General features: G+C 53.2%; 23 protein-coding genes. 10 read left to right on the top strand and 13 right to left on the bottom strand.

Annotated elements, in window-relative coordinates:
- Window positions 1-14: 14 nt before the first annotated feature.
- On the bottom strand, window positions 15-1,607 hold the full coding sequence (locus tag TY09_RS09145) for an N-acyl-D-amino-acid deacylase family protein (RefSeq protein WP_042433419.1): 1,593 nt from the start codon (window positions 1,605-1,607) through the stop codon (window positions 15-17).
- A 755-nt stretch (window positions 1,608-2,362) separates the two neighbouring features.
- Between TY09_RS09145 and TY09_RS09140 the strand changes: the two genes are divergently transcribed.
- A complete protein-coding gene (locus tag TY09_RS09140) occupies window positions 2,363-3,100 on the top strand; it encodes a DUF3870 domain-containing protein (protein ID WP_042433416.1) in 738 nt (245 codons plus the stop codon).
- On the opposite strand, the gene TY09_RS09135 is transcribed toward TY09_RS09140, so the two are convergent.
- From TY09_RS09135 to dnaA, 12 genes are all read right to left on the bottom strand, one after another.
- Window positions 3,089-4,042: an alpha/beta hydrolase gene (locus TY09_RS09135; RefSeq protein ID WP_242841468.1), complete on the bottom strand. Its 954-nt coding sequence runs from the start codon at window positions 4,040-4,042 to the stop codon at window positions 3,089-3,091. The genes TY09_RS09140 and TY09_RS09135 overlap by 12 nt on opposite strands.
- A gap of 401 nt (window positions 4,043-4,443) precedes the next feature.
- Window positions 4,444-7,017 carry a DNA gyrase subunit A gene (gyrA, locus tag TY09_RS09130; protein ID WP_042433414.1) on the bottom strand — a complete coding sequence of 858 codons (2,574 nt, stop codon included), beginning with the start codon at window positions 7,015-7,017 and terminating at the stop codon, window positions 4,444-4,446.
- Window positions 7,018-7,578, bottom strand: a complete 561-nt coding sequence (locus tag TY09_RS09125; RefSeq protein WP_042433413.1) for a YcxB family protein — start codon at window positions 7,576-7,578, stop codon at window positions 7,018-7,020.
- Entirely contained in the window at window positions 7,575-8,153 is a 579-nt protein-coding gene (locus TY09_RS09120) for a YcxB family protein (RefSeq protein WP_042433410.1), read from the bottom strand. The genes TY09_RS09125 and TY09_RS09120 overlap by 4 nt, the downstream gene beginning before the upstream one ends.
- Window positions 8,154-8,203: 50 nt before the next feature.
- On the bottom strand, window positions 8,204-8,842 hold the full coding sequence (locus tag TY09_RS09115) for a hypothetical protein (RefSeq protein WP_042433407.1): 639 nt from the start codon (window positions 8,840-8,842) through the stop codon (window positions 8,204-8,206).
- Between the two features lie 56 nt (window positions 8,843-8,898).
- Window positions 8,899-10,842, bottom strand: a complete 1,944-nt coding sequence (gyrB, locus tag TY09_RS09110) for a DNA topoisomerase (ATP-hydrolyzing) subunit B (RefSeq protein ID WP_042433403.1) — start codon at window positions 10,840-10,842, stop codon at window positions 8,899-8,901.
- A gap of 36 nt (window positions 10,843-10,878) precedes the next feature.
- Complete coding sequence (locus TY09_RS09105; RefSeq protein ID WP_042433400.1) at window positions 10,879-11,289, bottom strand: hypothetical protein; 411 nt, start codon at window positions 11,287-11,289, stop codon at window positions 10,879-10,881.
- A 48-nt stretch (window positions 11,290-11,337) separates the two neighbouring features.
- Window positions 11,338-11,610: an extracellular matrix regulator RemB gene (remB, locus tag TY09_RS09100; protein WP_009064926.1), complete on the bottom strand. Its 273-nt coding sequence runs from the start codon at window positions 11,608-11,610 to the stop codon at window positions 11,338-11,340.
- Between the two features lie 11 nt (window positions 11,611-11,621).
- Entirely contained in the window at window positions 11,622-12,725 is a 1,104-nt protein-coding gene (recF, locus tag TY09_RS09095) for a DNA replication/repair protein RecF (RefSeq protein ID WP_042433397.1), read from the bottom strand.
- Entirely contained in the window at window positions 12,722-12,934 is a 213-nt protein-coding gene (locus TY09_RS09090) for an RNA-binding S4 domain-containing protein (protein WP_009064943.1), read from the bottom strand. Before TY09_RS09090 ends, recF begins: the two co-directional genes overlap by 4 nt.
- A 16-nt stretch (window positions 12,935-12,950) precedes the next feature.
- A complete protein-coding gene (gene dnaN / locus TY09_RS09085; RefSeq protein ID WP_042433394.1) occupies window positions 12,951-14,057 on the bottom strand; it encodes a DNA polymerase III subunit beta in 1,107 nt (368 codons plus the stop codon).
- Between the two features lie 339 nt (window positions 14,058-14,396).
- On the bottom strand, window positions 14,397-15,710 hold the full coding sequence (gene dnaA / locus TY09_RS09080) for a chromosomal replication initiator protein DnaA (protein WP_407650470.1): 1,314 nt from the start codon (window positions 15,708-15,710) through the stop codon (window positions 14,397-14,399).
- A 647-nt stretch (window positions 15,711-16,357) separates the two neighbouring features.
- On the opposite strand from dnaA, the gene rpmH reads away from it, so the two are divergent.
- The 9 genes from rpmH (at window position 16,358) to TY09_RS09035 (ending at window position 24,408) form a co-directional block, all read left to right on the top strand.
- Window positions 16,358-16,492 (top strand): 50S ribosomal protein L34, encoded by a 135-nt coding sequence (gene rpmH / locus TY09_RS09075; RefSeq protein ID WP_009064849.1) that lies wholly within the window; start codon window positions 16,358-16,360, stop codon window positions 16,490-16,492.
- A gap of 83 nt (window positions 16,493-16,575) precedes the next feature.
- Complete coding sequence (gene rnpA, locus TY09_RS09070; RefSeq protein ID WP_009064964.1) at window positions 16,576-16,911, top strand: ribonuclease P protein component; 336 nt, start codon at window positions 16,576-16,578, stop codon at window positions 16,909-16,911.
- A complete protein-coding gene (yidD, locus tag TY09_RS09065; protein ID WP_042433390.1) occupies window positions 16,908-17,165 on the top strand; it encodes a membrane protein insertion efficiency factor YidD in 258 nt (85 codons plus the stop codon). Before rnpA ends, yidD begins: the two co-directional genes overlap by 4 nt.
- Before the next feature lie 116 nt (window positions 17,166-17,281).
- On the top strand, window positions 17,282-18,394 hold the full coding sequence (locus TY09_RS09060) for a YidC/Oxa1 family membrane protein insertase (protein WP_042433387.1): 1,113 nt from the start codon (window positions 17,282-17,284) through the stop codon (window positions 18,392-18,394).
- 33 nt (window positions 18,395-18,427) lie between these two features.
- A complete protein-coding gene (jag, locus tag TY09_RS09055; RefSeq protein ID WP_042433383.1) occupies window positions 18,428-19,306 on the top strand; it encodes an RNA-binding cell elongation regulator Jag/EloR in 879 nt (292 codons plus the stop codon).
- Window positions 19,307-19,383: 77 nt separating this feature from the next.
- On the top strand, window positions 19,384-20,769 hold the full coding sequence (gene mnmE, locus TY09_RS09050) for a tRNA uridine-5-carboxymethylaminomethyl(34) synthesis GTPase MnmE (RefSeq protein ID WP_042433380.1): 1,386 nt from the start codon (window positions 19,384-19,386) through the stop codon (window positions 20,767-20,769).
- Between the two features lie 109 nt (window positions 20,770-20,878).
- Window positions 20,879-22,765: a tRNA uridine-5-carboxymethylaminomethyl(34) synthesis enzyme MnmG gene (gene mnmG, locus TY09_RS09045; RefSeq protein ID WP_042433377.1), complete on the top strand. Its 1,887-nt coding sequence runs from the start codon at window positions 20,879-20,881 to the stop codon at window positions 22,763-22,765.
- Window positions 22,762-23,475 carry a 16S rRNA (guanine(527)-N(7))-methyltransferase RsmG gene (gene rsmG / locus TY09_RS09040; RefSeq protein WP_009064954.1) on the top strand — a complete coding sequence of 238 codons (714 nt, stop codon included), beginning with the start codon at window positions 22,762-22,764 and terminating at the stop codon, window positions 23,473-23,475. Before mnmG ends, rsmG begins: the two co-directional genes overlap by 4 nt.
- Window positions 23,476-23,583: 108 nt before the next feature.
- Window positions 23,584-24,408 carry a ParB/RepB/Spo0J family partition protein gene (locus TY09_RS09035; protein ID WP_042433374.1) on the top strand — a complete coding sequence of 275 codons (825 nt, stop codon included), beginning with the start codon at window positions 23,584-23,586 and terminating at the stop codon, window positions 24,406-24,408.
- Window positions 24,409-24,779: the final 371 nt, after the last annotated feature.

The following is a 24,779-nucleotide window of genomic DNA, read 5'->3' as shown; positions in this document are numbered from 1 at the left end:
CCGCAATACCATATTTATGTTGTGTGCAGAAGAATTTTTCCGGATTTGGAAGCGGTGCGTTCACCATTTTTCAGGGCCGGAACGCCGCCGACAATCACATGGGTAATCCCTGCCGGCTTTTGAATGGAATCGAGATAGGTACAGCGATCCTCTACGGCGTTTTCGTCAAAAACGGTAATATCCGCCGCCTTGCCCGGCGCGATCACGCCGCGGTCGGTCAGGCCGAGGATTTCTGCAGACAGTCCGGTCATCTTGTATACCGCGTCCTCCAGCGGCATCAGCCGATGCTCTCGCACCGTCTGGAGGAACCGGGGGAAGGTGCCGTAGCTGCGTGGGTGTACCTTCACATCCATTACAGAGCTGTCGAACGGATAGTTGACGCCGTCGCTGCCCACCGCGATGCGCATATCCTTCATAATACGGAGCATATCCTCCTGGTTCAGACAGAAATAGTTGCAGGCCACGGTGCCCTGGCTCTTTACCAGGCAGCGGGCCGCTGCTTCCTCTGGCGGGCAACCCAGAAGCTTTGAAAGCTCTGCCAGATTTCTGCCGTTGGCTTCGGGCATACGGTCCATGGTAGAAACGATCATCACCGCCTCGGCTCCACCGCGATTCTCCATTTCGGCGCGGATTTCGGAAAGAAGCTGGGGAGTCGGCTCCACAAGTCGCTCCACCAGCCTTTGCACGCCGCCGTCGAACGCCCACTTGGGGCAAAGCGCCGTTAAACTGGTGGATGTGGCGGTGTACGGGTACTGGTCGCAGGTGATGGTAAGGCCCTCTGCGCGGGCATCCTCGAGTTTTTGGAGCAGCTCTTCCGCGCGCCCCCACTGCGGTTTTCCCATTAGCTTCAAATGTGAAATCTGCAGGTGTACGCCGGAGCGGCGGGTCATCTCGAGCATTTCGTCCACGGCCTCAAAGATCCGCGGGCCCTCACTGCGCATATGTACCGAAACAATACCGTTGTGACGTTTTACAACCTTGGCCAGGGCCGCTATTTCATCTAGCTTGCCGAAGCTGCTCGGCGGGTAAATCAGCCCCAGCGACATACCGAATGCACCTCGCTCCATCTCGCGGTCGAGCACCTGCTCCATCTGTTCCAGCTCCGCCGGTTCGGGATCACGCAGTCCAAAGCCCATTACGCTGCCGCGCAGCGTACCGTGGCCAATGAGCATGCCGTAGTTGATCGACGGCGGCGCCTGTTCGGCCCGTTTGGCCACATCCGAAACAGAATCCTCGCGCAGCTCAAGGGCTCCCATCGGGACTGCCAGAGCCCCCTGATAATAGCGATTGATTTCTTCGCGGTACCGGTCGTTGCTCGGGATGGTGGAAATCCCGCAGTTGCCGGTAATTTCGAGCGTCACCCCCTGAAACAGCTTTGCCTGCGGCTCAAAATCCTGAATCAGCGGGCTTGCGTCGGAGTGCGTGTGAATATCGATAAACCCGGGCGCGACAATTTGACCCTGCACATCCAGCACTTGCTTCGCTTCGCCCTCGAATCGCTCGCAGACAGCTACGATCATCCCGTCCTCCATGCAGATATCCGCCCGCTTCGGTTTGGCACGCGTACCGTCTGCCAGTATCCCGTTCTTGATCACCAGATCATACAAAACCAAAACACCTCCTGTCAATTGTTTGGCGCCGGGCTTTCGCACCGCACGCCTGATCCCGCACAAGCAAGCTTATTAAAAAAGGCTAAGCTCTATTCCTTGCCGGGTTGGATGGTCCAATGTTCCCTCAGGCATCGAAAATTTTGTCTTGCTTTCTGCCGTGGGGTTATTATCATGGCAGCATGCCAGGATATTCCAAATAAGAACGCAAAAGGACCCTAACAGTTACAAAATAAATTGCAACGCATTAGGATCCTTTTTACTTTGAAACCGGGGGAAACCCGGTCTCTGTAAATCAAATCATTTGCCTTTTTCAGTCATGATTTAGTTGTGTGTGGTTTGCCGTCCATCCGAAAAAACTCAAACCGAAAAGGTTGTTTCGGACTCCTCATTCCGAATGGGCGGCAGGAGCGTGGAAAAAATTTTTCAATAGAAGTCTTGCATATATTAATACCACAGTTGAATCACGCCGTCAATACTTAATCAATCATTTCGTATGAAGTATCAATAAATTATTGTTAAGCTTCAAAATATAACGCATTTTATCTAAAAAAATCAATATTATTAATCACAACTAACTTTATGACTAATCTATGAATGAATTTTACATTTCTGTAACTTTCATTTCGCGTGCTGACAGCGCTGTTCAGAATGCCCTGTGCGGCGATTGACTTTGCCCCTTTCATATGCTACCCTAAAAGCAGTTTAGGCCCGTAAAGCGTTCACAGGCGGCCATTTGAAAGGCAGGGAACAGGATGAAAAAAACCAACGGCCTGGTATACGTAACCGGGGTGGCAAGACCTACGCCGGAAAATCCGATTGCCGTTAATTACGACCGGCTTCTGGTGATTTTGATCTTTGAACCGGAAACCGGCGAGATCGTAGACGCAGAGGTAAACATGATCTGCAGTACCACCCGCAATTTTATAAAAAGCCTGCTCGTCGGCTACTGTTTGTATTCAGACATTCCGCAGATCATGGAAAATATTCAAAGCCGGTACTGGGGCCTTTCCCGCCGCGCGCTGATCGTATGCATGAAGGACGCGCTGGCAAAAGTGACCGACCGGCTGCGGCAGATGGGCCGTGAGGATCTTTTAAAAGGGAACGAAGGAAAGAAGGGAATCGTTGTGCAGCACAGAGAAGACACGATCTGCGTGGTGGGTTTTTCCAAAGCAGTCAATAAGAACCCCATTGTCATCGGCAACCAGCTTCTGATCGGCTCATTCCTGATCAAAACGACAACCGGTGAGATTCTGGATGTGCAGTTCAACACCATCTGTCCCAAAACCTCTGAATTTTTATCGCACCTGATTCTGGGCCTGAGCTTTTACACAGAGCTGGAGGAGATGATTCGGCGGATTCAGGACCAGTACTGGGAGGATTCCAACCGCGCGGTGATTACGATTCTGCGGGACGCGAACAATAAAGTGCTCAACTGGAAGCTGGAAAACGAAAAGAAGCGAGCAGGGCTCTCTGTGGATTCAGCCCGCTGAAAGAGATTTGCATGCAGACAGAAATACATCCGGATGTTCATAGTGAATATCGTGCCCGGACTTTCTATTGATTCTCTTGCAATTTGCTAGCATGCTCTGGATCTGGTTGGCATCCTCATCGGTGTTGGCCGCATATAAGACGCCATCCTTTCCGTACTGTGTATTCGCCTTGAGATAGATCACAGGGCACTTGATGCTCCTGAGAATGCTTTCCTGATCGATTCCCTCCAACCATGAGCCATTATAAAACGTATCGCCAAATTTCGGATCATAGTTGTCCATATACAGCAGCATACGCAGCCATGTGTGCGGAACCCAGGAAATTTTAATCGGCTGGTCGGGATTCTGCTGCCTGTATTTTACTGCAGATCGAACGATTTTCCCCTGCAGACCCCCAAACAGGGAAAGAAGATAGCTGTTTTTCAGATAATAGAGGGGATAATCCGTGATGTCATCCTGACGTAAAAAGCTGTGCGTGATAACATATCCGTCATGCCAGGCAAATGCGCCCTTTCCCTCCTGTATCTCCTCCGGCGTAACATGGAAAAACGGAGGATCTTCCAGTATAAGCCCTTTGACCCATTCAGGCGCGTTTGCCGCAATCCAGGCCGCAAGAATCCCGCCGGAAGAGTGGCCGGAAAGATAACAGCTCTCTTTCACGACATTCTCTATAAACCAAAGGAGCGCTTCTGCGTTTACCCGGCAGGAATACAAATTCGCGTTGTGGCTCGACTGCCCATGGCCGTAACAATCCGCTGCAAAAACATGAAACGATTTTGAAAGCTCCGGCAGTACGGTATCATAATTTTCCCACGCAACCGATTGCCCGTGAATCAAAAGCAGTGCCGGGCCGTTTTTAGGGCCTTCGCCGTAATTGATTGCAGAGCCATCCGGGAGCGTAACCTGCTTTTCTTCAAAGCCCGCTTGCCATACTTTTTTCATAAGCCCTTCATCATAATGAAGATTATTGTGAAAATATCTGCTCACACCTAGGCCAGCCGCAGCAATCGTGAAAAATCCCCCTACGACAGGTATTTTTTTGCCTCTCTTTATTTTCCCAATCATTTTTCTTTCCTTCCTCAATGTTTGCCGGGCCTTGCAGCCATAAGCAAACATTTTGATCATATTATAAAAAATTTTGCTCTTACAATTTCAGATTTCCTTTGCACAGCTCCTATTTTATCCAATTTCAAGTGCTTTATCTATCGCTGGTATTTCATGATCGTTTTTGTTAGCTTCCATCACAGTACAGCTTTTTCTCTCTTCTTCGGGAGGGAAAAGCATAAAGCGCCTGTTCCAGCAGAAAAGTTGGAACAGGCGCTTCTTTTTGTGCGCCCCGGTTTTTATTTGGGGGCGCTTTTTACTTTTTCTTCCTCAGGAGCATCCTCGTCCTCGGGAGCCGCCTCGTCGAGAACCTCTTCTTCCACCAGGTCTTCAGCGCTTTCGGCGGAACCGTCGTCCTCAATCAGGGAATCGTCGGTTTCTTCCTCATCGTCGTGGGGTGCTCTGGCCAGAGTGACCACACGGTTCTCCACGCCGTTCACACGCATGACACGCACACCCTTGCTCGGGCGGGCACAGACGCGGATCGACGCCGCATGGATGCGGATGATGACGCCGTCGGAAGAAATGATGATCACATCATCGTCGGGGTCAACTACCTTGATGGAAGCCACGTCGCCGTATTTCTCCACGTGATAGTTCAGCAGACCTTTACCGCCTCGGGACTGCGTGCGGTAATCGGTGATGGGGGAAAGACGCCCATAGCCGGTTTCGGAAACAGTGAGCACCAATCCACCCTCGCGGATGGTGGAAAGCCCGGTAACGCAGTCGCCTTCCTTCAGCGTAATGGCCTTCACGCCGCGGGCTGTACGGCCCATAGCGCGGACATCCGTTTCGCGGAAGCGGATGGACATGCCCTTTTTCGTTGCAACAAGCATTTCGCGGTTGCCGTCGGTACGGCGAACCCAGCTCAGCGAATCGCCCTCGTCGAGATCGATGGCGATCACGCCGCCCTTGCGGGCTGTATTGTAAGCACTGAGCACAGTGCGCTTGATGATGCCGTTTTTCGTGACCATGACAAGGTAGCTTTCCTCGTCAAACTCCGGCACACGAACCATCGAGGTGACGCTTTCACCGGAGGAAAGCGGCAGCAGGTTCGCAATATTGATTCCCTTGCTGGTGCGGGAACCCTCCGGAACCTCGTAGCACTTCAGGCGGTACACACGGCCCAGATTCGAGAAGAACAGCACGTAGTCGTGGCTGTTGATGATGAACATTTCGGTCGCCACATCCTCCTCGCGGCGGGTCATGCCCGAAACACCGCGGCCGCCGCGGCGCTGAATGTGATACGTATCCACCTTCTGGCGCTTGACGTAGCCGAAGTTGGTCATAGTCAGAACGCACTCTTCCTGCGGAATCAGGTCTTCAATATCGACCTCGCCGCTGATCGTCGCAATTTCGGTGCGGCGTTCGTCGCCGAATTCGGCTTTGACTGCCAAAGCCTCTTCCTTGATGATGGCGAGCTGACGCGGTACATTTGCCAGAATATCCTCCAGATCGGCAATCTTGACCATCAGCGCGGCAAGCTCGTCCTCCAGCTTCTGGCGCTCGAGGCCGGTCAGGCGGCCCAGCGGCATCTGTACGATGGCCTGGGTCTGGATGTCGTCCAGCTCAAAGCGTTCCGTCAGGCGCTCTTTCGCCATCGGGATGGACTTGGAGCTGCGGATGATGGAAATGACCTCATCAATATTATCGATGGCAATCTGCAGACCGCGCAGAATATGGGCCCGCTCCTGCGCCTTGCGCAGCTCGAACTGCGTGCGGCGGACGATGACGCTCTCCTGAAAACGGACATATTCCTGCAGGATTTCCTTGAGCGTCAGGGTTTTGGGCTCGCCGTCCACGATCGCGAGCATGATGACGCCGAAGGTAGTCTGCATCTGGGTGTAGGTATACAGGTGGTTCAGCACGATCTGCGGCGACGCGTCGCGCTTAACGTCGATCACGACGTGCATGCCGTTGCGGTCGGAGTGGTCTTCAATATTTGAGATGCCCTCGATCCGCTTGTCCTTCACCAGATCGGCGATGGTTTCAATCAGCCGGGCCTTATTGACCTGATACGGCAGCTCGGAAATAACGATCTTGAAGCGGCCGTTCTTTTCCTCTTCGATCTCGGCGCGGGCGCGCACGATGATGCGGCCGCGGCCGGTACCATATGCCGCGCGGATTCCGCTGCGGCCCATGATGATGCCGCCGGTGGGGAAGTCCGGCCCCTTGATGTGCTCCATGAGCTCTTCCATCGTCGCGTTGGGATTATCGATCAGCGCACACAGGCCGTCGATCACCTCGCACATGTTATGGGGTGGAATGTTCGTCGCCATGCCGACGGCGATACCGGTAGAGCCGTTGATCAGAATATTCGGGAACCGAACCGGCAAAACGACAGGCTCTTTCAAACGGTCGTCGTAGTTCGGACGGAAATCGACCGTGTCTTTTTCAATATCGGTGAGCATACGCACGGCGGGTTTGCCGAGACGCGCCTCGGTATAACGGTAGGCAGCAGGCGGGTCACCGTCCACAGAACCGAAGTTTCCGTGACCGTCTACCAGCATGTAGCGCATCGAGAAATCCTGTGCCAGACGCACCAGAGCGTCGTAAACCGACGCATCACCGTGCGGATGATACCTAGCCAGCACGGCGCCGACCGTATCCGCGCATTTGCGGTAGCCCTTTTCCGGCATCAGGCCGTTTTCAAACATGGTGTACAGAATTCTTCTGTGCACCGGCTTGAGGCCGTCGCGCACATCGGGCAGCGCACGCGATATAATTACCGACATGGAATAATCCAGAAAGGATTGTTTCATCTCTTTTTCCAGGTCAACGTTAATCACCCGGTTTGTTTGCATTTCCTCCATTTATCGGACACCTTCCCGCTTGTAATTTTCGTTCCGTTTCAAAAGCTCCCGAACCTTCACCAGATCCCAGGGGGGCAGCGCCCGCTTGGGCAGAACCCAAAGCTCGTTTTGTCCTGTATATAGTAAAAACATCTTTCCATCCTCATACACCTGGTACAGGTACGAATAGGGCAGCTGAACCCGGTACCGGTCTGTCTGGATGGACATGGTTTCTTCGTCAAATATCATTGTCTGGGCCAGCATGCGCTCCCCGTGCGTATCGTAGTACCGCTGCGCCTGATGCCGAATCAGCGCGGGCTGCCAGCTGTCGATGGCAAAGCCGATCGCCGTGCCCAGCAGCACCATCAGGGTGGAAAGGATCCGGCTGTACCCGTTCACCGCGAAAAAGACACGCAGGACAATGCCGGTAACCACCAACAGAAATCCGGCCCAGCGAAGAAAATGAATTTCTGCCGAACGGCAGGCCGCACGCGCCGCAGCCTGCTTGCTGTTTACATAATCCTCCCGGGTCATCAGAAAGCTGACCACCACCTGGTGGCCGCCCTGCTCCCGCCGGGTCATCGGAATCTCCCGCCGTTTTCCAGGCGGCAGCGCCCGGCAAACGTACTCCTCAGGTGTGCGCTCAAGCGCTCAGCCTGCTCGGGGGAAAGCACACTTTTTTTCAGAATCAGCAGCGGACGGGAGATGCCGCCCCAAAGCACATAATACGCGTGTCCTTCCACACAGCCGGAAAAATCGGTCCAGAATTCACTCAGCGTTTCCGCATCGTTTTCCAGCACAATTCCGTTCTGATAAACCGAAATCTTGCCGGGAAGGCGCAGCAGCCTGCTGCTGCAAAACTGCAGCACCGAACCGTGAAGGCGTCGGCGTGGCTGCTCCCGCCAGAAATACAGTGCGAGCGCTAAAAAGAAAACAATCGCACAAATCGGAACAACCGCCGTGGCGAACTGTGACAAATACCACGGGATCGCCGACGCTACCAGCACGGCGACGCAAATACAGATGCCCGCCCGCACCCAGTAGCGGCGAAAAGGGAACAGAGTATTTTCATACAGCAAAGCCGCCTGCGCGTAATCTTCCGCACTGAGCTGCTGCTCCAGAACCAAAACCGGGACCTCGCGTGAAAGCTCCGCCATTTTCGCCGCCTCCTTTTCCAAAAATCAAATCTTTAACCAGATGATTTTGTTCATTCATATTTCTGCGTGCCGGCTGTGAGGATCGCAAGCACATCCGCACGGATCGCCGGGTCAATGCTGCGCTGGGGAATTACCAGACTGCGCCCTTCACTGTGCAGCAGGATCAGCTGCGGAGTCAAATCCATCTTTGCCGTATCGTCCAGCGGTATGTTCCAGTGGTTGGTTCCAACCGCAATCGCAACCTCATCCGGATAAACAGCCACATTGACCTCTTCTCCCGTTGTCAGCTGTTTTGCCATCCCGTTCATGCGCAAACGCGGCGAAATCCAGACGAAAAAACCTGCCAGTGCGCCCAGAAGCGCAACCCGGAGCAGCCGTCCGCCTTCCTCCGGCATAGCGATTCCCAGAATCAGGCAAATCACAACCACAGCGCCGACCAGCATCAGCCAGCGGATCTTCTTTTTGTAAGCAGGGCTATGACTCTCCTGTCGTCTGAGCGCCTCGTAAAATTCCTCGCGCCGAAGAACAAATGAAAAGCGTACACCTGTCTGCTGCTCCTCATACTCAGCGGCATCTTCATCCGCCACCAGATTCAGCGTTTGAGAATTGCCCGGCTGCGAAGACTCCGGAGCTTCTTCCTGTTCCGCCTGATCGATCTCATTTGGCTGTGTTCGATGATTGTCGTCCATCTCTGATTTTCCTCCCGATTTTTGTTTGGCCGGTACCCAAGCCGGGCGCCAGCAGGTTAAATATCCAGATTCGAAACAAATCTGGCGTTCTGCTCAATAAACAGTCTGCGGGGCTCCACCTTGTCGCCCATCAGAATGGTGAAGGTTTCGTCCGCTGCCGCGGCATCCTCCATCTCTACCTTGAGCATGGTACGGGTTTCCGGGTCCATGGTGGTCTCCCACAGCTGCTGGGCGTCCATTTCACCAAGACCTTTATAGCGCTGAATATCGTAGTTGGTGCCGCCAAGCTCTGCCATAATGGCGTCGCGCTGCTTATCGGAGTACGCATACCGGTGGTTTTTTCCCCGGGTAATACGGTACAACGGCGGCTGTGCCAGATAGATGTGGCCCTGCTCTACCAGCGGCCGCATAAAGCGGAAGAAAAAGGTGAGCAGCAGCGTACGGATATGCGAGCCGTCGACATCGGCATCGGCCATGACGATGATCTTGCCGTACCGAAGCTTGCTCAGATCAAATTCCTCGCCGAGGCCGCAGCCGAGCGCGGTGACAACGGGCATCAGCTTTTCGTTGCCGTACACCTTGTCAAGGCGGGCCTTCTCTACGTTGAGCATCTTGCCCCAAAGGGGAAGAATCGCCTGGAATTTGCGGTCGCGTCCGCCCTTGGCGGAGCCGCCCGCGGAGTCTCCCTCAACGATGTAGATTTCGGTTTCTTCCGGGTTGCGGGATTGACAGTCCGCAAGCTTACCGGGGAGTGCGGCGGATTCGAGCGCCGATTTGCGGCGAACCAGCTCCCTTGCCTTTTTGGCAGCCTCACGCGCTCTGGCGGCGGATAACGCCTTCTCAAAAATCGCGCGCGCAACGGAGGGGTTCTCCTCAAGATAGGTCGTCAGCTTATCGCTCATCATCTGCGAAACAAGACCGGCAATTTCCGTATTGCCAAGACGCGCCTTCGTCTGGCCTTCGAACTGCGCTTCTTTCAGCTTGACGCTGATGATGACCGTCAGGCCCTCGCGCACATCCTCGCCGGAAAGGTTTTTATCGTTTTCCTTTAGGATATTATATTTGCGGGCGTAGTCGTTCATGATTCTGGTTAAAGCACGCTTAAATCCGTCCTCATGCGTACCGCCGTCTGTGGTGTGAATATTGTTCGCGAACGACAGCATCAGCTCATTGTAGCTGTTGTTGTACTGCATCGCCACTTCGGCAGTGGCATTGTCGTCGGCCGCGACGGCGTCAAAGTAGATCACGTCCTCGTGAATGACCTCAAGAGAACGCTTTTTATTCAGGTACTCGACAAAGCTGCGGATACCGCCTTCGTACTGGTACACATTGTGAACCAGGTGCTCCGGGTTACGGTCGTCGTCCAGCTCAATGTGAATGCCGGCATTCAAAAAGGCCTGTTCACGCAGACGATTCTGCAGAATATCGTATTCGAATTCGATACTTTCCTGAAAAATTTCCGGATCCGGCTGAAAACGCACCACCGTGCCGGTGTGATCGCTGTCGCCCGTTCGCACTAGCTCTGTTACGGCCACGCCGCGCTCAAAACGCTGGCTGTAAACGCCATCTTCAGTGAAGACTTCAACCTCCAGCCATTGGGAAAGCGCATTGACTACCGACGCGCCGACGCCATGCAGACCGCCGGATACCTTGTATCCGCCGCCGCCGAATTTGCCGCCGGCATGCAGGATGGTAAATACGACCGTAACCGCAGAGATACCCGTTTTATGCTCGATTCCCACAGGAATACCGCGGCCGTTGTCCTCTACGCTGATGATGTTGCCCGGCAGAATCTTGACGATGATGCGATCGCAGAAACCGGCCAGCGCCTCATCGATGGCGTTGTCCACAATTTCGTACACCAAATGGTGCAGACCGCGCGGCCCGGTGGAACCAATGTACATACCGGGGCGTTTCCGGACTGCTTCGAGGCCTTCGAGAACCTGTATTTGATTTTCGTCGTAATTTTGGTCAGTTTGAGTGATTTCGCTAAACTCCAAGTAGAACCCTCCTATATATCAACAGATTGTAATCAATTAAAAGCGTCTGAAAGAATGATTTTCATCGGGACCCTGACCGGGACGATTGCCCGGAGGATACGACGGCGGTGTACCGGGCCGCGGCGGAGCCGGGGGCCGCTTGCGCATTCCCGGCTTTCTCAGCCGGACAAGGAACGGGGCGGCGAGAAAGAACAGAGCATAGGGGAGCGCCATGAGCAGCACCCCGTAAAACGGCAGACCGCCGGTGACCAGGCGGAGCACCAGAAATACCACAACCGAGATGACCACTGCGATAGAGCCGAACATCGGCGCCGCGGTACTCAAAAACACACCGGAAAATCCGCCGCAGTTCGGGCAGCGGTATTCTCCCTCCTGCTTTAAAAACCAAGCTCTGACATAACCGACCTTCTGCCCGCAGTGGGGGCAAACCGGCAATTGCAGCTTCATAGGCCTTCGCCATTCCTTTCCTGTTTTCTTCCGCCCTCCGGCATTTTGCTACACATTCGAAAGGTTTTCCATAAACCTGCTTCGCTTGAGCAGCGTGGTGGAAGAAATCTGCGAAATATAGACCGTTATTTGTTCCGCTCTGTCACAGCAAAGCACAAAGGATTTCGGCATTTCCATACTGACGTTGACCACTTTGCCTTCCTTTTCCGCCTTTGCGAGGTACTCGCGGGTATATTTTGAAATCGTGGAATTTTCAAGATCGAAAATCCCGATGATGTCTTTCGTTTGAATGACGGTGTCCTGCCCCAGGTGGAGATACATAAAACACATCCTTACTGCCGGACGGTCAGCCGTCCCTGCTCCATCTCAAATCTTCCGCCGCCGGAATAGCGGGCTGCCGTTTCGGGGTCGCAGCACGTTAAAAACACCTGCTTTTCCCCAAGCTGATGCAAAAGAAAATCCTGCCGGCCGGAATCAAGCTCGCTCATCACATCGTCAAGCAGGATCACCGGCGCTTCCCCGGAAAGAGTCTGCAGAAGCTCCGCCTCCGCCAGCTTTAACGCCAGCACACAAGAGCGCTGCTGGCCCTGCGAGCCGAAACTTCTTGCCTGCCGTTCATCCACCCGGATCTCCAGGTCGTCCCGGTGCGGGCCAACCGTCGTAAAGCCCGCGGAAAGATCTTCCCTGCGGGAGCGACCAAGCAGGTCGAACAAATACTGACGCCACTGCTCCTCTGTCTGCGGCTCTTCGCCGGAAACCGTGCGGTAACAGATGGAAAATTGCTCTCGCGCGCCCGAAATCCCTTCATAAACCCGCCGGGCCGGTTCGGAAAGCAGGCAGACATATTTGCTTCGCTCCATAATCAGCCGCGCGCCGCGCTGGGCAAGCTTTTCATCCCAGATTTCAAGCGTATCGAGCAGCTCGGCGTGGCGGGGAATATCTTTCAGCAGCGCGTTTCTCTGTTGAAGCACCCGGTTATACTGGAACAAAAGCTTTGCATACACCGGGCGAAGCTGGCACAGCGCGCCGTCCAGAAAAGAGCGGCGCAAAGCGGGGCCGTCTTTTACCAGCGAAAGATGCTCCGGCGAAAAAATCACTGCCCGAAATTTTCCCACCAGCTCCATGACACCGCCATATTGTACACCGTTGATGGCGGCGGAGCGTTTTTTGTTCTGAATCGTCAGAACCGCGCTCTGGTCGCGCTCTTCACTAAAAAAATCGATCTGCAGACGCGCGGCGTCCTGCCCAAAGGCAATCAGCTCGCTGTCGCGCGAGCCGCGGAACGACCGGCCGCCCGTAAACAGCCACAGCGCTTCGAGCAAATTGGTTTTTCCCTGTGCGTTTTGCCCAAAAATCACATTCATGCGCGGGTCAGGGAGAAACTCCCCCTCACGCAGATTGCGGTAGTGTAAAAACGAAAGCCGGCTGACGATCACAGGGTCTTCACCTCGTAGATATTTCCCTGATATTCCGCCCGGTCGCCCCCGCGCATTTTTTTACCGCGCATGGTGCAAACCTCGCCATTGACCAGAACCTCTCCGTTCTGAACAGCCAGCTTGGCATGGCCGCCGGTTTCCACCGCGCCCGCCAGCTTTAACAGCGCATCCAGACGGATAAACTCCGTATCAATTGAAATAATTTCCATAATTCCTCCTAAGCACTCAAACGCCGCTCTTCAATCGAACCGGCAAAACCAGGAACAAAAAGCTGTTGCCGTCCTTCGGGACGACCTTCATGGGGCTGAGCGCTCCGCTGAGCTGAATTTTCACCTCGTCGCATTCGGTATTGCGCAGCGCATCCAGAAGATACCGGTTGTTAAAGCCCATTTCGAGTGTTCCGCCGGTGCTCTGCGCTTCCAGTTCATCACTGGCGCGGCCGATCGCCGTAGAGCAGGAGAGCTGGATCCGGCTTTCGTCGAACACGCAGCGCAGCGGGCTTTTCAGGCGGTCTGTAATCAGGAGCGAGACGCGCTCTACGCTGTCGATAAAGGTTCTGGTTTTCACCAGGATCTCTGTTGTGTGGGAAGCCGGGATCGCCGCCCGATAATCGAGGAATTCACCCTCGAGCAGGCGGGAAATCAGCGTATAGCTGCCAATCTGAAACAGGATATGCCTGCGGCCGATCGACAACGCCAGATTTTCCTCATTTTCAGGAAGAAGCTTTAATACCTCGGAAAGAGTTTTTCCCGGAACAACGAAGCTGGTGTCCTGATCGCACGCAATCGGCTCCTCGCGAACCGCAAGACGGTAGCCGTCTACAGAAATCAGGCGGATTTGATTTTCACTCAACTCGAACAGGGTTCCGGTATGTACCGGCTTCATATCGCTTTCAGAAACAGCGAACAAAGTCTGGCGGATCATGCTTTTCAGAATTCCATTCGGCACCTCGATCGAGGTTTCACTCGAAACAGAGGGCAGCTCAGGGTATTCTTCCGCCGGAATGCCCGCAATGGAGAATTCGCTGGCTCCGCTGATAATGGAGGCGACGTTCTTTTCATCGACTGAAAGCGAAACATCGTCGCCCGGTAAGCGACGCACAATGTCGCCGAACAGACGGGCGGAAAGCACTACGCTGCCTGCCTGCTCAATCTGAGCCGGCAGGGTTGTCGTCATGCCCAGCTCTAAATCATAACCGCACAGAAATAAATCGGACCCTTTTGTCTGCAAAAGGATTCCTTCCAGAGCTGGAATGGAGGATTTAGAGGAAACAGCCCGCTGAATATTCAACACTGCTTCCACCAATTCCTTGCGGTCGCATATTATCTTCATCGTTCTTACCACCTTACGTTATTTAGAGTAGAAATGATAGATATGATTTAGCGGTAGTAGTAGGGGATTCTGAAAAGTGGAAAAGCTGTGAGAAGTCAGAAGTACCAAGGAGTAAAGACCATTTTGTTTTCCAGAATCCATTGTGGAGTATTTGTTGAGAGTATTGAGAGAATTTTTGAGTTTTAACAGGCTGTTGAAAACTCTGTGGGGAATGTTGAAAAGAAGTTTAAAAGATTTCACAGAGAAAAATCGAGTTTTCCCCTGATTTGTGGAAAAGTGGAGGTGTTCTCCACTTTTTAGATTATACTATTTGTAATAATACAGTGAGTAATCACACTGTTATCGGTCGCGGATGTTTTTGATGATGTCCTGAACGGTGTCACGCGTTTTCGGATCGCGGCCGATATTCTTTTCGACCTGCTGAATCGCGTAGACCACAGTGGAGTGATCGCGGCCGCCGAACGCCTCGCCGATAGAGGTCATGGGCAGCTGGGTGATCTCGCGCACCACATACATGGCAATCTGCCGCGCGGAGGAGATGTTGGCCGAACGCTTCGGTGAACGAATGTCCTCGGGGGAGGTGCCGAACGTGCGGGCCACCTCTTCGATGATTTTTTCGATCGTCATCGGCGCGGGCTGGTGATTGTTGATGATATCGCTGATTGCCGCCTGCGCGGTGGAGATGCTCAGCGCTTCGCCGGCCAGCAGATAGTACGCCTTCATCTTCTTGACGGCGCCCTCAAGCTGACGAATGTTGTTTTTCAGGCGGTTCGCAATATACTCGGCCACGTTGTCGGGCAAATCAATTTCGAGCAGCTCTGCTTTTCTTTTAATGATCGCGATACGCGTTTCAAAATCCGGCGGCTGCACATCGGCGGTTAGGCCCCACTCAAAACGGGTCAGCAGCCGTTCCTCCAGCGTTGCGATATCCTTCGGCGGCCGGTCGGACGTCAGCACGATCTGTTTTTTCGCTTCATACAGCGTATTAAAGGTATGGAAAAATTCCTCCTGCGTTGAATCCTTGCCCGCGATGAACTGAATATCATCCACGAGGAGGATGTCCGCTTTGCGGTAGCGTTGGTGGAACTCGACGGTGGTACCGCGGCGGATCGCTTCGATCAGCTCGTTGGTAAATTCGTCCCCTTTAATATAGATAATGTTCATCTGGGGGTAATTCTTCGAAATTTCGTTGCAGATGGCGTACAGAAGGTGCGTTTTGCCAAGGCCCGAGTTTCCGTAAATGAACAGGGGGTTGTACAACACCGCAGGCTTCGTCGCCACCGCCATCGAGGCCGCGTGCGCGAATTTGTTGGACGGCCCTACGATAAAGGTATCGAAGGTGTATTCATAGTCGTCTTTCGAGAGCGGTACGGCGTCCGGCTTTTTGTTCTGCACCAGCTGTTCGGGGGTGCAGAGCTGGATCTGAATGCCTTCGCCGAAGATTTCGTTGAATGCTTCCTGAAGAAGAGAAGTGTAGCACCGGGTCAGAGTTTGAAGGTGAAATTCGTTCGGAACCTCCAGCACGGCAATTCCCTTGTTAAAATCCAGGCTGACAGGGCGGATCCGGTGGATCCAGGTGGTGTAGGCCACCTCTGTGATGCGGGCTTTGCAGAAATCGCAGACAAGGCCCCAGGCTTCGGTAAAGGATTCCATAAAAACAATCATACCTTTCGGTGAGATAAAAAAATAAAGAAAAACCGAGCTGCCGCCTGAACAGATCAGACAAACACAACGTGCGAAATGCAAACTCGGTTATACACGGATAATTAACATAATAATAGCATAAAGATCAAAAATTTTCAAATCATTTTAAACACCTTATCAACAGGATTGTGAAAAACTTTGCGAAAATATTGGCGCTGACTCTGACTTTTCACAACATGTTGGGGTACTGTGGATATTTTTGTTTTTTAAAACCATAGTAAATTTCATCCAGAATGGATAAGATAAGATTTCTATCAAGGGGAAAGCCGCTAAATGAAATATGTTCTTTCTTTTTTTCTACTATTTTCTTGTATTGATCTTTAGATCTGCCTGATTAACTGATCCCAATACTGCTACGAGGATGACCTATAATTTTGTTGATGCTTTGATGGCAGCAGCCATAATAGATGAAGTGGATTGGTTAGAAAAAAAATACCATTAAAATTTATAGCAAAATCGCTTTCTTTTTGGGCTGTTGTATGGTATGATGATGCAAAAGCGGAATCGGGCGGATTTGTATTTTTTTATTGACAGTTTGCCTGTGATTAGGCTATAATGCTAAATTGCAAGGTTTGTACCCGAAAGGAGGGTTTTTCATGCTGAGAACTTATCAGCCTAAGAAGCTCCACAGAAAAAAAGAGCATGGGTTCAGAAAGAGAATGTCCGATAGAAACGGCCGCAAAGTTTTGGCGCGCCGCAGGGCCAAGGGAAGAGCGCGTTTGTCTTACTGAAGCTTTGAAAGGGCCACCGCAGTGTGGCCTTTCTTTGTTTTATTTTTCAGAAAGGCCGGATATGGGGAGGTTGAGGTTTCACAATGAGCGAAATAGTCCCGATTTGTGAAAACAGCAGCTTTCGCCGCGCTTACGCGAAGGGCAAGTCTTTTGTGTCGCCGATTCTGGTCACTTATGTTCTGAAAAATCGCGCGCACTGTATTCGGGTGGGCATTACCACCAGCAAAAAAACGGGAAACGCGGTCAAACGCAACCGTTCCCGCCGCATCATCCGCGAAGCAGCCCGGCAGCTGATGCCGGAGCTTTCGGGTGGGTATGATCTGATTTTTGTGGCGCGGGCGAAAACACCGTTTGTCAAAAGTACGGACATCCTCTGTGATATGCGAAAGCATTTGTCTCAGTCCGGTGTTTTAAAATGAAGCGCATTTTTATTGCAATGATACGGGGGTACCAGAAATGGATTTCCCCAATGAAAAGGCAGCCAAGCTGTCGCTTTGTTCCCACCTGCAGCGCCTACGCGATTCAGGCGATTGAACGGTTTGGTGCGATTCGGGGAACTCTGCTGGCCATTTGGCGTATTCTTCGCTGTAATCCGTTTCACCCCGGGGGATACGATCCCGTTCCGGAGCGGGGAGAAAGTCTGCTCGGCAGACTTTTCAGCAAAAGAAAATAACGGCGTACTGCAATAGTGCTTCGTGCGATTTTGCTGTTTGCCTTTCGTATAGCTCCATCACGTGGCGCTCCCGCACGGGGAGTGCAGATTGAAATTTGATACAGAGAGGTTTTTATATGGTTGGGATAGGCAATTTTTTCGGCAGCTTTCTGGGGTATCTGCTGTGGATTTTTTATCAGCTTTTTAAGAATTATGGCGTAGCGATCATCTTATTTACCATTGTTCTTAAAATCGTGATGTTCCCGTTCTCCATCAATCAGCAAAAATCGATGGCGGCCAACTCGAAGCTTTCTGCAAAGCAAAAAGAGCTGCAGAAAAAATACGGCAACGACCGTGTAAAGATGAACGACGAAATGCAGAAGCTGTATGAAAAAGAGGGGTACAACCCCGCCAGCGGCTGCCTGCCCATGCTGATCCCTTTCCCGATCATGATCGGTTTGTACTACACCGTGATCAATCCTCTTTCGAATGCATTGCACCTTGGGAAAGAGGCCGTAACCCAGGCAGTTTCGATTTTGCAGACTGTTCCCGGCATCAGCGGCTCGTTTACTTACCAGAACGGTTTTTACAATGAAATGGAAATTGTTCGTCATTTCTCTGTACTTCGTCCTTATTTGACGATGTTCACAGATGACGAGCTTTCGAAAATACAGTCGCTCAGCTCCGGCTTTAACTTCTTGGGGCTGAACCTCTTGGGTACCCCCACGGACACCTCGGTTACCAGCTTTTTTGGAAAGCTCGTATCCATGTTCCAGACGAATCTGTGGCTGATTCCCGTTTTGTGCCTTGTTTCTTCTATCATTACTCAGATAATTACGACTCGTCTGCAGCCTGCAATGCAGCAGCAGCAGCAGGGCTGCATGAAGTGGATGCTGTATGGCCTGCCGGCGATTTCTGCCGTATTTGCCATGTCCGTTCCCGCGGCGGTAGGTTTTTACTGGATTATTTCTACCCTCACCAGCCTGATTCAGGTGCTTTTGGTTCATGCGTTTTTCAGCCCGGCGTCCCTGACTGCAAAGGCGGAGGCACAGCGTGTTGCGCTGCTGGAGCTGGAAGAAGCGGCACTGGAGCCGCTGCCATCGCATCTTCGCCAGTATCCCGCGGAAAAATTCGTTCCTCAGGAGAATCAGAAGGACGAGCAGTCTGCGGTGAAAAAAGAATCCGGCCAGAAAAAGAAGAGCGGAAAATCCACAGGTGGCCAAGACAGCTACCTTGGGAAGAAAAAATAGCGGTTTTCTGATTCAATATTTGGAGGTGCGAAGGTGGTTAAAGAAGCGATTGCAACGGGAGATTCCGTAGAGCAGGCGTTTGAAGAGGCCTGCAAGCTGCTCGGAGTAGAATCACATGAAGCGGAATTTGAAATTTTGGAGCTCCCTGAGAAAAAGAAATTCGGCCTTTTTGGCGGCGCACCCGCGAAAGTACGCGCATTCATCAAATCCGGTCCCGCAGAGGCGGCCGCAGATTACCTCAAACAGGTTCTGGGGCAGATGGGCATTCCCTCGGTAGAGATTACGATCGCCGAGCAGGAGAATGGTGCCCTTTTGACCCTCACCGGCGACGACATCGGCTTTATCATCGGCCACAGAGGAGAAACGCTCGATTCTCTTCAGTATCTTTCTGGCCTGGTGGCAAATCATGTGGAGGATTCTTATTACAGAATCACGCTCGACATTGGAAATTACCGCGAGAAGCGGAAAGAAACGCTCGAAGCGCTCGGCAAGAAGATGGCTGCAAAAGCACTCAAAACTCAGCGCAACTGCTCCCTTGAGCCCATGAACCCTTACGAGCGCCGCATCATTCACACGGCGGTGCAGGAGGTTGAGGGTGTCAAATCCTGGAGTGAGGGAGAGGACCTGGCGCGCCATGTGGTAATTGGCCCCGAAGGCGGCGAGCGCCCCGCATTCCGCCGGCCGAATGATCGTTCTTCACGCAGCGGCAGGGACTTCCATAAAGACCGCGGCGGACGGCCGCAGGGCGGCAATAAGAACTTTGGCGGACGTTCTCCTTCGCGCGATTCCAGAGACAGACGGCCTGCGCAGCATGATCAAAGAGACTCTTATTCGCAGTCTGCAGACAGCCGTCCGGTGAAAAAGGGCAATAGCCCTCTGTACAGCAAGATTGAAACGAAAAAGGAAAATTGACTTTTTCGCAAGGATAAGAACGAAAGAAAAGCGGTTCGTAAAACGAGCCGCTTTTTGTGGTACAAAAGGAGAGAATCATGGAACAGAAAGCTTCCGCCATTGCGGCGATTTCGACTGCGCAGGCTCCCGGCGGAATTGGTGTTATCCGGATTTCCGGCCCCGGTGCGCGGCAGATCGCGGGCCGCGTGTTTGTTTCGGCCAGGGGACAGAAAATAGAAGAAATACCCGGCTATACCGCTTTATATGGATGGGTTTGCCGCTTTGGCAGCCAGTCGAAAGAGCGGATCGATGAAGCGGTGGCCACCGTGTTTGTTGCGCCCCACAGCTACACCGGTGAAGACGTCGTGGAGCTTTCGTGTCACGGCGGGCTGTACCTTTTGCGCCGTGTGCTCGATTCCGTTCTGGCTGCGGGCGCTTCCCCGGCCGGGCCGGGTGAATTTACCCGCCGCGCGTTTCTGAACGGAAAAATGGATCTGACCCAGGCTGAATCGGTGATGCAGCTGATCGGCGCACAGGGCAGCCAGGCGCTTCGCACCGCGCGTGCGGGCCGGGAGGGCGCTCTTTATCGCCGGATTCAGGGAAGCCGGGAACAGCTGCTCACCGTCGCAGCCCATCTTTCCGCGTGGGCGGATTACCCGGAGGAGGATATTCCCCAATTGGATGAGTCCTCTCTCAAGGCTACCCTGCAGAGCGTACAGGATGACCTGACCCGGCTGCTTGACCAGTTCGATGCCGGGAGAGTGCTGCGGGAGGGGGTCGATACGGTGATCGTCGGCCGGCCCAACGTCGGCAAATCGACTCTGATGAATCTGCTGGCGGGGTGTGAGCGTTCCATCGTGACGGAGTATGCCGGCACCACACGCGATATTGTGGAGGAAACAGTGCTGCTTGGCGGCGTTCCTCTGCGTCTGGCCGATACGGCGGGCCTGCGTGAAACAGATGACCCGGTGGAGAGCATTGGGGTTGACCGCGCCAAAGATCGCCTAAGTACTGCGCAGCTGGTGCTGGCGGTGTTTGACTCCTCTTCACCGCTGACGGAGGAGGATCAGGAGCTGATCTCTCGTTTATCTGGAACGCCGGCGGTTGCGGTGATCAATAAAAGTGATTTGGAACAAAAAATTGACATTGAGTATATTCAAAATAAATTTCAACAATACGTATATATTTCTGCAAGAAGCGGCGACGGTCTTGCTGAGCTGCAGCGGGCGGTGGAACAGCTTCTCCATACGGCGGATTTGAATCCCTCCGAGGGGATCCTGTTCACCGAACGCCAGCGTGATACTGCCCGCCGCGCCAAGGAACGCCTGGAAGAAGCGATGGATGCTTTAATCGGGGGCATGACGCTGGATGCGGTGACTGTTTCTGTAGAGAGCGCTGTTTCTGCTCTGCTGGAGCTGACAGGGGAGCGCGCGACCAATGAGATTGTTGACACGGTGTTTGCACATTTCTGTGTCGGTAAATAAAGATGTTATGATAATGAACCTGCCATGAGCAGAACAGGCTCGTAAAAACGATGTGGAAATTTTCAGGAAACCGCCTGTGGGGCGGAAAGGAATCAGGTGCGAAATAACGATGTATCAGGCAGATCAATATGATGTAATTGTGATCGGCGCGGGCCACGCCGGAATTGAAGCGGCCTTGGCCTCTGCGCGGCTGGGCTGCCGTACGGTGGTCTTTACCATCAATCTCGACGCGGTAGGCAACTGTCCTTGCAATCCTTCCATTGGGGGAACGGCAAAGGGCCATCTTGTGCGTGAGATCGACGCGCTTGGCGGTGAAATGGGCAGGACGGCGGACGCCTGCACAATCCAAAGCCGAATGCTGAATCTGGGCAAGGGTCCGGCGGTGCATTCCCTGCGTGCGCAGATCGACCGGCGCGAATATTCGAAGATCATGAAACACAAGCTTGAGCTGCAGCCGAACCTGCAGCTTAAGCAGGGTGAGATTGTGGACTTGTTCCTCAATGAAGACGGTTCCTGGCAGGCAGTGACGCGCATGGGTGCGGGCTATACCGCAAAATGCGTTGTGCTTGCCACGGGAACCTATCTCAGCGGTAAAATCTACGTGGGCGATGTTGCCTATGAGAGCGGGCCGGACGGCCTGTTCCCGGCATCGTTTTTATCGGAGCCGCTGCGAAAGCTGGGGGTGAGCCTGCGCCGCTTTAAAACGGGAACCCCCGCACGCGTGCTGCGCTCGAGTATCGATCTTTCCGGCCTGGAGGTGCAGGAGGGGGACGAACCGGTTGTGCCGTTCTCTTACGATACCGCCGAACTCCCAAAGAATCGGGCGGTGTGTCATATTGCCTGGACAAACGACGCCACCAAAGAAATTATTCTGAAGAATATTCACCGCTCGCCGCTGTATGCGGGGAAGATCGAGGGCGTGGGACCGCGCTACTGCCCCAGTTTTGAAGATAAAATCATGCGTTTTACCGATAAGAAGCGTCACCAGCTGTTCATTGAGCCCTGCGGCATGGATACCGAAGAGCTGTATTTGCAGGGGATGTCATCCTCTTTGCCGGAGGAAGTGCAGCTTGCTTTTTACCGCACGATTGCGGGCCTAGAGCACGTGGAAATCATGCGCTGCGCCTATGCCATTGAGTATGATTGCGTCGACCCTTTGCAGCTTGATCCCACACTCGAATTTCAGGATTTACCCGGCCTGTATGGCGCAGGCCAGTTCAACGGCAGCTCCGGCTATGAAGAGGCTGCCGCACAGGGGCTTTTGGCGGGAATCAACGCCGCGCGGCGTGCACAGGAAAAAGAACAGATCATTCTCGACCGTGCGGGCTCGTATATCGGCACGTTGGTAGATGACCTTGTCACCAAGGGCGTCAGCGACCCTTACCGTATGATGACCTCGCGTTCGGAATATCGCCTGGTACTGCGGCAGGACAACGCGGACGAGCGTATGACTCCGCTGGGACATGAACTCGGTTTGATCAGCGATGAGCGCTTTGCGCGCTTTCAGGAAAAGCAGACACTAAAGGAGCAGGAGCGGAAACGCGCCGAACAGACGGTGCTTTCTCCCACAGAGGAGCTGAATCAGATTCTTGTTTCACGTGGAACATCACCGGTTTCTACCGGCGTACACCTGATCGACCTGCTGCGCCGCCCGGAACTGAATTATGAGGTACTGGCCCCGGTAGATTCTGGACGACCCCAGCTTCCGGCTGCCGTGCTGGAAAATGTAGAAATCGAAATCATGTATGAAGGATATATTCGCCGCCAAAAAGCGGATATTGCAGAGATGCGCCGCCTGGAGCAGCGCCTGCTCCCGAAGGGCCTTGACTATACCGGGATCACTGGCCTTCGGCTCGAAGCACAGGAAAAACTGCAGAAGATTCGCCCGGCGAGTATCGGGCAGGCTTCCCGTATTTCTGGGGTGAGTCCGGCAGATATTTCGGTGCTTCTGATTTGGCTGGCCCGGCAGGAAGGGAAGGAGGAAGCTGCTCTGTGATGAATATGGAACAGCAGCTGATCGAGCTTTCTGCACGGTATGGCCTTTCTATTAGCGCACAGCAGGCGGCGGCCTTTCAAACCTATATGGAACTGCTGCTGGAATGGAATGAAAAAATGAATCTGACTGCCATCACGGAACCGCAGCAGGTAGTGGAAAAACATTTTCTAGACAGCCTGCTGCTCCTAAAGGCCGTTGAGATTCCTGAGAATGCAAAAGTGATCGACGTTGGAACCGGCGCCGGTTTTCCGGGAATCCCTTTATTATTGTACCGGACGGATATCCGTCTGACCCTGCTCGACAGCCTGCAGAAGCGACTGAATTTCTTACAGGCTGTGTGTGATGCACTGGGGCTTTCCGCTGAGCTGATCCATGCGAGAGCAGAAGAGGGTGGCCGTCAGCCGAAGCTGCGCGAACAGTTTGATTTAGCGTGTGCGCGCGCCGTTGCGCCGCTGCCGATTCTGTGTGAATACTGTCTGCCGTTTGTGCGCCGCGGCGGTGCCTTTGCGGCAATGAAGGGTCCGGGTGCGGCAGAAGAGTCGGTTGCTGCAAAGAAAGCGATTTCAATTTTGGGTGCGCGCACAGAAAGCACGCAGTCCTTTACTCTACCGGACGGCAGCGAACGGAATGTGATCATCTGTCGCAAAACAGCGGCCATGTCCGACAAATATCCGCGCCACGGCTCAAAAATTGCGAAATCTCCCCTTTAACAGCCATAAATCTAAGCAAAAAATTATTTGTACAAGTCATAATTCAACAGAACATTCGCCGTCTCCTGTGCTATTCTGAAAAAAACAGACAAGCAGGGGGGCGGCGCTTTGTTATTCTTTCAGGAAAAGAAGCGGGTGAATGATATCCCGCTCAATCAAATCCGGCCCAATCCGTCACAGCCGCGCCGCATCTTCGCGCCGCGAGAGCTGCAGGAGCTTTCCGACAGCATCCGGGCCAACGGTCTGCTGCAGCCGCTGACGGTACGCAGGGTAGCGGGCGGGTATGAGCTGATTGCCGGGGAACGCCGGCTGCGCGCCTGTTTTATGGCCGGGATGAAAACCGCGCCGTGCATTCTGGTAGACTGTGATGAACAGCAGTCTGCGATTTACGCAATCCTAGAGAATCTTCAACGGCAGGATCTGCAAATCTTTGAAGAGGCCGAAGGAATCCGCCGGTTGATCGAAGAGTGGGGCGTCACGCAGGAGGAAGCAGCTTCCCGGCTGGGGAAGAGCCAATCCGCAATTGCGAACAAGCTTCGGCTGCTCCGTCTTTCAGAAACTGAGCGCACCATGATCTCTCACGCGGGTTTGACCGAGCGCCACGCGCGTGCGCTGCTGAGAATCGAAAGCGAAGAAGTTCGCACTCGGCTATTAAACAAAATAATCAATGAGAATCTGAATGTTCGTCAGACAGAGGAACTCGTGAATGAAGAAATAGAACGGGCCACGCAGCCACAGGTCGTAAAAAATAAACGCACGTTTGTGATTAAGGATGTACGGCTGTTCCTCAATACGATCCGGCACGCGGTAGACACCATGCGTCAATCTGGGATCGACGCGGTAGAACAGAACCGCGAAACAGAAGAATTTATTGAGTATGTGGTGCGCATCCCAAAGGAACAGGCAGTCGCGAATAAGCGCAGGCCAGCCTAAATCAATTCAGCTTACAAGGAATTTCCCCATTCCCTTATTTATTTTCCACAGTAAAAGGACGGAGCATTTGCTCCGTCCTTTTACTGTGTTTGCGAAAGATTTTGGGTGCTTTCATTTTATAATCGTCTTTCTGTGGTTTCACCATAGAGGGAATTTCAACTGGGGGAGTATCTTGTTTTCCAGGTTGGGGCAGACTGAGTTTGAGGGTACATCGCGGAACAGCGGGGAGAAAGGTTTTCGCTTCGTACTCGATTCGTCTCGCATGTGCAAGGCTCTGCCCTCGAAAGCTGTTTGCCTAACGTCGCTCTTTTACGAAAGCAAGTGCCCGCCCCGACACGAGGAGCACGGTCTGCATCGGCGGGCAAGCTGCG

Origin of the sequence: Faecalispora jeddahensis (assembly GCF_000577335.1) — a bacterium.
Classification (GTDB): Bacteria; Bacillota; Clostridia; order Oscillospirales; family Acutalibacteraceae; genus Faecalispora; species Faecalispora jeddahensis.
The sequence above is the reverse complement of the archived record's forward strand: the minus strand, read 5'-3'. Positions and strand labels throughout refer to the sequence as shown.